This is a genomic window from Sulfuricella sp. T08, assembly GCF_000971475.1.
Lineage (GTDB): Bacteria > Pseudomonadota > Gammaproteobacteria > Burkholderiales > Sulfuricellaceae > Sulfuricella.
In genome coordinates this window covers 1-10,744 of the sequence record NZ_DF967563.1, presented here as the reverse complement: position 1 = coordinate 10,744, position 10,744 = coordinate 1, and the positions used below count along the sequence as shown (strand labels likewise).

The following is a 10,744-nucleotide window of genomic DNA, read 5'->3' as shown; positions in this document are numbered from 1 at the left end:
CGCGCTGGTCGGTTCGTCGCACACAATCAGCTGCGGCTTCACCGCAAGTGCACGGGCAATGGCAATGCGCTGACGTTGCCCTCCGGAAAATTCGTGGGGATAACGGTACTTGCTGTCGTACGAGAGTCCAACCTGCTGCAGCAAGCTGTCCATACTATTCTGGCGATCATCCGGACTTGTCGTCGCTCCCAACGCCACCATGCCCTCCTCGATGATGTCGGCAACCCGCATGCGCGGATCGAGCGAGGAATAAGGGTCCTGGAAGACAATCTGGAAATTGGCGCGACGGGCGCGCAACGCGATGCCCTTCAACTGCGTCAACTCATCGCCGGCAAAGCGTACGCTGCCAGAAGTGGGGCGGATCAACTGCAATATGCCCTTGCCCACCGTGGTCTTGCCGCAGCCGGATTCACCCACCAGCGCCAGAGTGCGTCCGGAATGAATAGCCAGTGACACCCCGTCCACCGCCCTGACATGGCCCGCCACCCGCTTGAACAGGCCCTTGTGGATGGGGAAATGAACTTTAAGGTCATCCACCTGCAGCAATGGCAAATCAAAACCAGCACCTTTCTCGTTTGCCCCCTCTCCCGTCTCGCCAGAGCGAGCAGCTTTGCTGCCGCTCTCGGCGGGGACACTCCTTGCGGGTGCAGGGAGAGGATTGAGGAGAGGAGCGGGGGTAGAAATTTGATCAGCCGCAGCCAAATGGCAACGCACGCTGTGGCCGTTGGCTACCTCGCTCCACGCCGGGATTTCATTGTTGCAGCGCTCCCAGGCATAGTCGCAGCGACCGGCGAAACGGCAGCCGGAAAACTCCTGGTCTAGCGGTGGCACGCTGCCGCGGATGATCTCGAGCTGCTGTCCGCGCCGCTTAGAGCCCGGCAGCGACGCGAACAGCTTGCGGGTGTAAGGGTGCTGCGGATTGGCAAAGAACTCCTCTCGCCCGGCTATTTCCACAATTTCCCCTGCATACATGACCGCCACTCGCTGCGCCATTTCCGCGACCACGCCGAGATCATGGCTGATCAGCATCACCGCCATGCCGCGCTCGCGCTGGAGGCGGCGCAACAGCTCCAGCACCTGCGCCTGGATGGTCACATCCAGCGCCGTGGTCGGTTCATCAGCGATCAGCAGATCGGGCTCGCACGCCAGGGCAATGGCAATCATCACGCGCTGCTTCATGCCGCCGGAGAACTGGAACGGGTAGTCGTGGTAGCGTGCTTGTGGCGCGGGAATACCTACCGCATCGAGAAGATCCAGCACCCGCGCCTGCGCCGCCTCTCCCCGCAAATCGGTATGACGATGCAGGGTCTCGGCGATCTGCCGGCCAATCGTCATGACCGGATTGAGACTGGTCATTGGTTCCTGGAAGATCATCGCGATACGCTTGCCGCGCACCGCGCGCATGGCGATTTCCGGCAAGCCGAGCAAATCCTGCCCGTCGAGCAAGACTCTGCCAGCCTCAATGTGCCCTGCCTCTGGCAGCAGACGCATCAGGGACAGCGCCGTCATCGACTTGCCGCAGCCCGATTCGCCAAGGAGGGCAAAGGTCTCGTGGGGATGGATGGAAAAGCTCACGCCGTCGACCGCCCGCACCTGGGTTTTTCCGGCGTCCAGCCTGACCCTGAGGTTTTCGACGACTAGCAGCGGCCCGCTCATCTCACCCTCGGATCGAATGCATCGCGCACGCGGTCGGAAAACAGGTTGGCCGACAGCACCAGCACGAACATGAAGACGAAGGCCGCCAGCAGCGACCACCACACCATCGGTTCGCGCGCCATTTCCAGCCGCGCGCCGTTGATCATGTTGCCCCAACTCTGCATGGCCGGATCGACGCCGACGCCGACATAGGAAAGCACCGCCTCGGCCAGCACCAGGGCGCTAAAATCCAGCACGATCGAAATCAGCACAATGTGCATCACGTTAGGCAGGATATGACGGGCGATGATACGGAAATGGCCGATGCCAAACGCCGTCGCCGCCTGGATGAACTCCATTTCACGGACTTTCAGGGTCTCGCCGCGCAACAGCCGGCACAGCCCGGTCCAACTGGTGATGCCGAGGATCACGCAGAGAAACAGCAGACGGATGTCGGCGCGCGCTGCCACGGTGTCGAACAGCTCCTGGTTGCTGTCCATGTAGACCTGCAGGATCAGCACTGCCGCCGCGATCAGCAACACGCCGGGAATCGAGCTGAGGGTGGTGTAGGTGTACTGGATCACGTCGTCCACCCAGCCGCGAAAATAGCCTGCCATGATACCAAGCAGCAATGCAAAGGGCAGCATCACCAGCGTAGTAAGCGTGCCTATCATCAAGCCGGTGCGAATGCTTTTCAGCGCCAGGTAGAACACGTCCTGACCGACCTTGTCGGTGCCGAAAATGTGATACTTGGCGGAAAACACCGTGGCCAGGCAGACGAACAGAACCAGCAGCCCGATGGTGGCCAGCAAGGTGCGCCAGGGAATTTCGTCGCACCCATGCCGGATCATTGTCCAGGCCGCGCCGGGCGAAATGCCGCGGCGCCGCGCCAGCCAGACCGCCAGCGCAACTGCCAGCCCCCCGCACAGCGCGAGCGCGTAAACGCCTCCCTGCAATGCCGTAACAGCAACGTCTCCCGCCTGCTCCCGCGCCGGCTCGCGCAAATGCGCCCCGCCAAACTTCAGGCGTGGATAGTCTCGCACCTGCTTGCCTCCAGGCAGCTCGATGGTCTCCTTGGTATAGAGATGCGCAGCGAAAGGCGCAGAATAGGTTTTTTCCACCTGCTTCCTGAGCGGGCCGACCATCAGGTCAAACACGCTCAGCACCTCGGGCGAATAATGCGTCTCTGCACCACCGTTGCCCAGCTTCTCCAGCGGCAAGCGGAAATGCAGCGAATCGAGCACACCGACGGCGACGAACGCCAGCAGCACCACGGCGGAAGCCACCCCGCTCCGGCTGCGCAGCAACCGCCGCCAAGGCTGGAGCAAGTGCTCGCGCCGCCGCACCCGCCAGGCGTAAAACGCCACCCCGGCCAGCAGCAGCCAGAGCAACATGTCGGTCCACAGGAGAACAGGTTTAAATAACATCATTCCAGCCTGATCCTCGGATCAACCAGCGTATAGGAAATATCCGTCAGGATCAGGCCGACGATGTACAGCACCGAACCGAGGAACACCATGGCGCGGACGATGGCGAAATCCTGGGCATTGATGGCGTCGATGGTGTAGCTGCCGAGGCCGGGGATACCAAAGAAGGATTCCGAGATCAGGCTGCCCATGAACAACAGCGGGATCACCACCACCGCGCCGGTGAGGATGGGGATCATGGCATTCTTCAACACGTGGCCAAACAGCACGGAAAGCTCCGACAGCCCCTTGGCACGCGCAGTTCGAACATAGTCCCGGGAGGTTTCCTCGAGGAAGATGGTGCGATACCAGCGCGCCCCCGATCCGATGCCGCCGACGACTCCGATCACCACCGGCAGGATGATGAACTTGAGCGCATTGCTGCCTGCGTCAAAACCGGAAATCGGCGTCAGATGGAGCAGCTTGCTCACCAGATATTGCCCTCCAATGATGTAGAACAGGCCGGAAATCGACATCATCGCCACGCACAAAACCACCCCGGACAGATCGATGTAAGTGGCGCGGAAGAACGCCATCAGCATGGCGAAGGCGATGTTGACCGCCAGCCCGACCACAAACACCGGCAGCGCGATCGCCAGGCTCGGCCACATCCGTGTTTTGATGTCGTGGGCGATGTCGCGTCCCTCATCGGAACGACCGAAATCGAAGGCGAACATGCCGACGGATTTCTCGAAGAAAATGGTGTCGCTGGCCTGCTTCGCGCCCTGCGCCGCGCTGTTCCATATCAGCGGCTTGTCGTAGCCGCGTTCGTGCTTCCACTTCGCGATTGCCTCCGGCGTAACGTGCTTCACGCCTAAATGGATGCGCGCCATGTTGTCCGGCGTGTTGACCACGAAGAACAGGGCGAATGTAAGCAGGTTCACCCCGATCAAGATGGGAATGGCATAGAGAATGCGGCGGATGATGTAGTTGATCATCTGGCCGCCTGCCTTTCCTTGCGGCGGTAGGCCGCTACGGCCGGCACCAGCACGGCCACCAGCACAGCGGCCAGCAGGCCCAGCGGCCACAGCACCGGTTCATTCCACTCGCGCTGTTTTTTGGTGCGCAAGCCGGCATCGATGCGGACGTATTTCAAACCGTTATTAGCCATCAGGTTGGGTTTGACGTTCTTATACCAGGCGTGAAACAGGCTGTATTGCTTGGGATGGAAGCCCCAGATCCAGGGGGCATCGTTACGCGCAATCGCGAGCATTTCATCGATGATCTTCTGTCGCTCCGGACCGTTGTCCATGTTCTTCATGCGTTCGAACAGATGATTGAATTCCGGGTTGTCGTAATTGGCCGAATTCTCCCCTTCCCCCTTCACCCGCGCATTGGGACCATAAAGCAGAAACAGGAAATTCTCCGGGTCGGGGTAATCGGCGTTCCAGCCCCAGTGGAAAATCTGCGCGTTGCCCTTGCGGATCTTGTCCTGGAATCGGTTGTAGTCGGTGTTGCGCACCACCAGTTGCAGATCGACTGCCTGGAACTGCTTGCGTATCCAGTCGAGCCGCGCCTTGTCGTCCGGTCCGGTGGCGGTGATATCAAGGTACAGCATCAGCGGCTTGCCGGTCTTCTCGTCGCGCCCGCCCGGGTAGCCGGCCTCGGCCAGCAGTTTTTTGGCGTATTCAATGGGCTTGCGCTTCGGCTTGCCGGCTACCCAGTCGTAGATATAGGGATTGATGCCCTGCTCGCCCTCATGCGCACCGAAAATCCCCGGCGGCAGGGGACCCTGCGCGGGAATGCCGCGACCGTTGGCGAAGATCGAGATGAATTCCTCGTAGTCGATCGCGATGGAAACCGCCTGCCGGAGCTTCTTCGCCTGTTCCGAGAAACCACCCACCACCGGATCAAGCATATTGAAGCCGTAGTAATAGTTGGTGGCGGTCACCGTGGTCTGCAGGCGGATACCCTTCTCCTTCATCATGTCGGTTACGTCTGCCTCGCCCTGAGTGGCGACACGCACCGCCTGATCGAAGCTGTCCGAGCTGATGCCGGAGGCATCGTAATAACCCTGCAAAAACTTGTTCCAGTAAGGAATGCTTTCCTTTTCCAGGCTGAACACGGCCTTGTCGATGAACGGCAGCGGCTTGCCGGCATCCTTGAGCAACCCGGCAGCGGCATCACCCGGCTCGCCTTCGGTTGGGTAAGCCTCGCCGTGGAAATTCGGATTCCGCTCCAGCACCATGCGCCTGTTCGGATCGTTCACCGTCAGCATGTAGGGTCCGGTACCGACCGGGTACCAGTCCAGGGTGAGGTTTTTCTCGGCCATGCCGGGCTGGCCGTAGAAACGGTCTGCCTCCGGCGGCACCGGCGCGAAGAACGGCATCGCCAGCCAGTAGAGGAATTGTGGATATTTGCCCTTGAGTTTCACCCGATAGGTATGACGATCCACCACCTCCACCCCGGCCAGCGGGTAGCGCGTCAGGTCCAGCCGGGCGCCCGGCGGCAAGCTTTTCTGTGCGTTATCCAGGATTTTTGCATATTCTTTCAGACCGACGATGTACTCGCCCATCATGCCGAAAATCGGTGAATTCAGCCTGGGATGTGCCAGTCGCTTGATCTGGTGGACATAATCCGCCGCCTCCAGCTCGCGCGTGCCGGTTTGCGGGAAATCCGCCAGCTTGTAGACCTTGGCCAGATCTTCCGGTTTCAGATCGTGATACAGGTAGCGCCCCTGCGCATCGCGGGCAAAGGCCGGGTGCGGCTGGTAACGGGCACCCGGCTTGATACGGATTTCATACACGCTGAAGGCGACTTTTTCCGCGGCGCTATCGGCCGGCAGGGGCTTGCCCTGCGCATCGAGGAACAGCGGCTTGGGCAGCTCAGTGGCGGAGAGCGGAATCAGAGTATAGGGACGCTTCAGATAATGATACTGCAGCGGCGGCTCATAAATCTGGCCGGTGAAGGTGATCTCGTTGGAGCTGTAGGACTGCGCCGGATCAAGATGCTTGGGCCGTTCGGCAAATGACGAATAGGCAATATTTCCGCCCTCGTCGGCGACCGGATAGGGGCTGTTCCAGGGCGGCGCGCCACAGGCTGCCAGAAGCACGGCTAACAAGGCATATATCAGGGAGAATTTCATCGGGTTTCAGTGTAGCGCAAGCAGCGGCAGGGTGCCAAGCAACGATATCCATGAGGAGATTTGGGTTATAATGCGGAATCAATATCGATTTCCGAACAAACCGTGATTAAGGGAAAAACAATGGGCTTTCTGGCAAATAAAAAAATCCTGATTACCGGGATGATCAGCAACCGCTCCATCGCTTACGGCATCGCCATTGCAATGAAGCGCGAAGGCGCCGAACTCGCCTTTACCTACCAGGGAGAAAAAGTCAGGGATCGCGTTGCCGGCCTGGCGAAAGAATTTGGTTCCGACCTGGTTTTCCCCTGCGACGTCGCCAGCGACGAAGAAATCAACCAGCTATTCGTTGATCTCGGCAAGCACTGGGATGGGCTGGATGGCATCATCCACTCCATCGCTTTCGTGCCAAAACAGGCTCTGGCCGGCGACTACGTCGACTCCGTCACGCGCGAATACTTCCAGATCGCCCACGACATCAGCTCCTACAGCTTTACCGCGCTGGCCAAAGCCGGGCTGCCGATGATGCTGGGCCGCAACGCCGCCCTGCTGACCCTGTGCTACCTCGGCGCCGAACGCACCGTTCCCCACTACAACGTGATGGGCCTCGCCAAAGCCAGCCTTGAAGCCAACGTACGCTACATGGCGGCGAGCCTGGGGCCGAAAGGGATCCGCGTCAACGGCCTTTCCGCCGGCCCGATCAAGACCTTGGCAGCGAGCGGCATCTCCGACTTCGGCAAGCTGCTTTCCTACAATGAGAAACACGCCCCGATGCGTCGCAACGTCACCATCGAAGAAGTCGGCAATGTCGCCGCCTTCATGTGCAGCGACCTCGCCAGCGGCATGACCGGCGAGATCACCTACGTCGACGGCGGTTTCAACATCACCGCGCTGGGCAACGCCGAAGAAGCCGTAGCGGGGAATTAAAGGCAACGCAGCAAAACTTCTCTGACCTCCCCATCGGTCAACACGATGGGGTTGGTCTTCATGCTGCTGCCGCGACTGTTCGCCACGATCAGGTCAAGATCAGCCTCGCGGATGCCATAAGCACCCAGACTCGGCACCCTCATTCTCCTTGTCCATTCCCTGAGCATATCCACCAGGAACATTAGCGCCGTGGCATCGTCCAGATGCTTGCGACTGAACAGTCGACCGATTCTGGCGTATTTCTCCAGGGCTGGACTGCGAGGTTCGCGCTCCCCCAGCGCCCGGATATTGGTCGCCGTCGCCTCCGCCACCGTCACACCGCAAGCTACGCCATGCGGCACCGGGAAAAGCGCCCCCAGCGGGGCCGCCAGACCGTGCACCGATCCCAGCCCCACCTGCGCCAGGGTAATGCCGGACAGCAACGCGGCATAAGCCATTCCCGCCCTGCCCTCGGCCGCCTTTTCGCCGCCCTCGTACCAATCCAGCAGACCATCGCGCACATAGCCCAGGCCGCTCAGCGCCAGCGCATCGACAAAGGGATTGGCTCGGGCTGAAACATAGGATTCCAGCAACTGGGTCAGCGCATCCATGCCGTTGGCGGCGATCAGGTCAGGCGGGCAGGTGGCAAGCAGCGCCGGGTCCACCACCGCATATCTCGCCACCAGCAGATCGTGACGGAAGGATTTCTTGAAACCATCCGGCCCATGCATGCTGAGGACGGCATTCTTGGTTGCCTCCGAGCCGGTACCCGCGGTAGTCGGCACCGCGATGAAGGGCAACGACGGCCCTTGATACGGCAGCTCAGGCCCTACCCCTTCGAGGTGGTCCATCACTGAATTGCCGTGGGGCAGCAACCCGGCAATCGCCTTGGCAGCATCCAGCACGCTGCCGCCACCGATGCCCAAAACGATCTCGATGCCGGCATGGTGGTACACCCTGACCGCCTGGTCCACCAATCCAGGCGAGGGCTCCTGCTCCACCACCATATCTTCCCAGGACAGCCCCCTCCCCTTGAGAGCGTCGATCAATCCCTGCCAGTGCAGCGAGGCGCGAAACGACCTGCCCCCGGTAACGATCAGCACGCGCTTGCCCAGAGACTGGAGCAACTCGGGCACATCGCTCAGGCGACCCTCACCAAAAATAATTTTGGGCAGGCCAGAAATGGAAAATGGAGATATCATGTCAGCGACAATTCAAGCAGAAAGCCCAATTCTACTGGATTTACACCATATTAAAACAATAAGGAATTCAAGATATTTATGTCTTGTATTATTCGAATATAAGAATATAATCAGAATTAAGAAATGTGGTCTTGGGGTTGGTATAATGTTGTTTAAGGCAAAGTTTTAATATCAGTCTAAAAATGGAGAGCAACCAAAATGTTAAAAGTTATCGGTGGTTTTATTGCGGCACTAGTCTTTGTGGGGTTCATGGCTTATAACTTCATGAGCAGCATGATGTTCTGGGAAATACCCAGCCCGTTCGGCGTAGAAGAAACCGTCGCACGTATCCAGCAGAATATCCAGAATGTCGGCAACGGCTGGGCTCTGGCTGGCCTGCGCAACCCGGCCAAAGCCGTTGAAGCGGATGGCGGCAATGCCTTGCCGGTGTTGATGGTCGAAGCCTGCAGCACCCGATACTCCGGTCCCATTCTCCGGGATGACTCCGTCCGTTTCCTCTCCATCCTGATGCCCTGCAAGATTTCCATTTACAAGAAAAATGACGGCAAAACCTACATTGCAGGGATGAATGCCAGACTGATGGGCAAGATGTTCGGACCCTTGGTGGGCGAAGTCATGGGCCACGTCGCAGATGATCAGGCCAAGTTCATCATCTTCGATGCGAGCAAGCCTGCACCCCCGATGATCAAAGGCACGCCTGGCGCAGCCGGTGGCGCTGCTGCGGGTACTGGTGGCGGCTGTTAAGGCGTCATCGCACCAGAAATACCTTAAAGCGGATTATTCGCAAAAAAGATCGTATCAGGAGGTATCATGTTGTCAAAATTAAAAATCGCCCTGTCCACGCTGGTGGCAGGGGCCACAGTGGCAGCGCTGACCGCTTTCGCCACGCCAGCTCCCGCACCCGCGCAGACGGCAGCAGCTCCAACTGCACAGGCTGCAACGGCTGCGGCAGCTCCAGCAGCCATGGTCAAAAAAGAAACCAACTCAACCGCGGACCACAGCAAATTCAAGGAGCTGCAGAAGGATTTCAAATCCGGGCCTGAAATCACCAAGGCCTGCCTGACCTGCCACACCGAGGCTGCCAAGCAGATCCAGAAGACCAAGCACTGGACTTTTGAATTCATCAATCCGGAAACCAAGCAGAAGCTGGGCAAAAAACACGTCATCAACAACTTCTGTACCGCCGTGGAATCGAATCAGAAATTCTGCAACGCCTGTCACGTTGGATACGGCTGGGAGAACGACAAGTTTGACTTTACCGCGGAAGAAAACGTCGACTGCGTCGTCTGCCACGAATCCACCGGCACCTACCGGAAAATTCCTGGATTGGCGGGACATCCTACCTATAAGGATATGGAGTTCCCTCCGCATTCCGGCAAAATCGTCAAAGCCCCTGATCTCACCAAAGTTGCCCAGAGCGTCGGCAAAACCGGTCGTGCAAACTGCGGTGCCTGCCACTTCAATGGCGGCGGCGGCGATGCAGTGAAGCACGGCGACCTCGACAGCACATTGACGAACCCGCCCAAATACCTCGATATTCACATGGAGAAAAAAGGGCTGAACTTCAGCTGCGGTACTTGCCACATGACTTCTGCCCACCAGGTTCCCGGCAGTCGCTACGCTCCGACCGTAGCCGGAGCCGACAACAAGGAAGCTATTCCTCCGCACATGCGCGGCAAGGTTGACAACAGCAACCCCGCCAGCTGCCAGTCCTGCCACGGCAACAAGCCACATTCGGCAAAAATGGCCAAGCTGAACGAGCATACGGACAAGATAGCTTGCCAGACCTGCCATATTCCGGAATTCGCGCGCGGCCAAGCTACCAAGATGAGCTGGGACTGGTCGACTGCCGGCAAGCTCACGCCTGAAGGCAAGCCGATCACAACCAAGGATAGCGCCGGGCACAATTCCTACGACAGCAAAAAGGGCAACTTTGTTTGGGAAGACCACGTTATTCCGGAGTACATCTGGTTCAACGGCAAGGTGAATTACACCCTGCGCGAAACCAAGCTGGACCCCACCAAAGTGGTGAAGATCAACAGCTTCGAGGGTAGCCCCACCGACGGCAAGTCGATGATCTGGCCAGTTAAGGTGTTCCGTGGACAGCAGCCTTATGACTCAGTCAACAACACACTGGTTGTACCCCATGTTTTCGGTAATGACGACACTTCGTACTGGTCGAACTTCGACTGGGATAAATCTCTGGAAGCCGGCACGAAAGCTGCAAACATGCCTTACAGTGGCAAATATGGCTTCGTCAAAACCGAAATGAGCTGGCCGATTACCCACATGGTCGCACCCAAGGCTGACGCGCTCACTTGCGCCCAGTGCCATAGCAAGGGAGGCCGCCTGCAGAACGTCAAAGGCATCTACATGCCGGGCCGGGGCGACAACAACAAGCTGCTCGATATGGCCGGCTGGGCACTCGCTCTGCTGACTCTGATCGGCGTGCT

Annotated in this window: 8 protein-coding genes; 3 read left to right on the top strand and 5 right to left on the bottom strand. The window is 58.9% G+C overall.

The window, feature by feature from the left end; genetic code table 11:
• The 4 genes from SCT_RS14365 to SCT_RS14350 form a co-directional block, all read right to left on the bottom strand.
• A partial coding sequence (locus SCT_RS14365; RefSeq protein ID WP_237759705.1) for a dipeptide ABC transporter ATP-binding protein occupies positions 1 to 1,656 on the bottom strand: 1,656 nt, incomplete at its 3' end.
• Complete coding sequence (locus tag SCT_RS14360) at positions 1,653 to 3,062, bottom strand: ABC transporter permease (protein WP_059424607.1); 1,410 nt, start codon at positions 3,060 to 3,062, stop codon at positions 1,653 to 1,655. The genes SCT_RS14365 and SCT_RS14360, both read right to left, overlap by 4 nt.
• Positions 3,062 to 4,039 (bottom strand): ABC transporter permease, encoded by a 978-nt coding sequence (locus SCT_RS14355; protein ID WP_059424323.1) that lies wholly within the window; start codon positions 4,037 to 4,039, stop codon positions 3,062 to 3,064. Before SCT_RS14355 ends, SCT_RS14360 begins: the two co-directional genes overlap by 1 nt.
• Positions 4,036 to 6,186: an ABC transporter substrate-binding protein gene (locus SCT_RS14350; protein ID WP_059424321.1), complete on the bottom strand. Its 2,151-nt coding sequence runs from the start codon at positions 6,184 to 6,186 to the stop codon at positions 4,036 to 4,038. The genes SCT_RS14355 and SCT_RS14350 overlap by 4 nt, the downstream gene beginning before the upstream one ends.
• Positions 6,187 to 6,306: 120 nt before the next feature.
• Between SCT_RS14350 and fabI the strand changes: the two genes are divergently transcribed.
• Positions 6,307 to 7,110 carry an enoyl-ACP reductase FabI gene (fabI, locus tag SCT_RS14345; protein ID WP_059424319.1) on the top strand — a complete coding sequence of 268 codons (804 nt, stop codon included), beginning with the start codon at positions 6,307 to 6,309 and terminating at the stop codon, positions 7,108 to 7,110.
• Here the strand turns inward: fabI and SCT_RS14340 are convergent.
• On the bottom strand, positions 7,107 to 8,291 hold the full coding sequence (locus SCT_RS14340) for an iron-containing alcohol dehydrogenase (RefSeq protein ID WP_059424316.1): 1,185 nt from the start codon (positions 8,289 to 8,291) through the stop codon (positions 7,107 to 7,109). The two genes, fabI and SCT_RS14340, sit on opposite strands and share 4 nt — an antisense overlap.
• A gap of 198 nt (positions 8,292 to 8,489) precedes the next feature.
• Between SCT_RS14340 and SCT_RS14335 the strand changes: the two genes are divergently transcribed.
• The gene (locus SCT_RS14335; protein WP_059424314.1) at positions 8,490 to 9,035 is read left to right on the top strand and encodes a DUF302 domain-containing protein; all 546 of its coding nucleotides are present in this window, start codon (positions 8,490 to 8,492) and stop codon (positions 9,033 to 9,035) included.
• Positions 9,036 to 9,101: 66 nt separating this feature from the next.
• Positions 9,102 to 10,744: tetrathionate reductase family octaheme c-type cytochrome (locus SCT_RS14330; RefSeq protein WP_059424311.1), on the top strand; the 1,643-nt coding region annotated here is incomplete at its 3' end.

Bases quoted from the DNA above. Each gene is read 5' to 3' on its own strand.
- SCT_RS14340 (WP_059424316.1), bottom strand. From the start codon at position 8,291: ATGATATCTCCATTTTCCATTTCTGGCCTGCCCAAAATTATTTTTGGT.
- fabI (WP_059424319.1), top strand. From the start codon at position 6,307: ATGGGCTTTCTGGCAAATAAAAAAATCCTGATTACCGGGATGATCAGC.
- SCT_RS14355 (WP_059424323.1), bottom strand. From the start codon at position 4,039: ATGATCAACTACATCATCCGCCGCATTCTCTATGCCATTCCCATCTTG.
- SCT_RS14335 (WP_059424314.1), top strand. From the start codon at position 8,490: ATGTTAAAAGTTATCGGTGGTTTTATTGCGGCACTAGTCTTTGTGGGG.
- SCT_RS14350 (WP_059424321.1), bottom strand. From the start codon at position 6,186: ATGAAATTCTCCCTGATATATGCCTTGTTAGCCGTGCTTCTGGCAGCC.
- SCT_RS14360 (WP_059424607.1), bottom strand. From the start codon at position 3,062: ATGTTATTTAAACCTGTTCTCCTGTGGACCGACATGTTGCTCTGGCTG.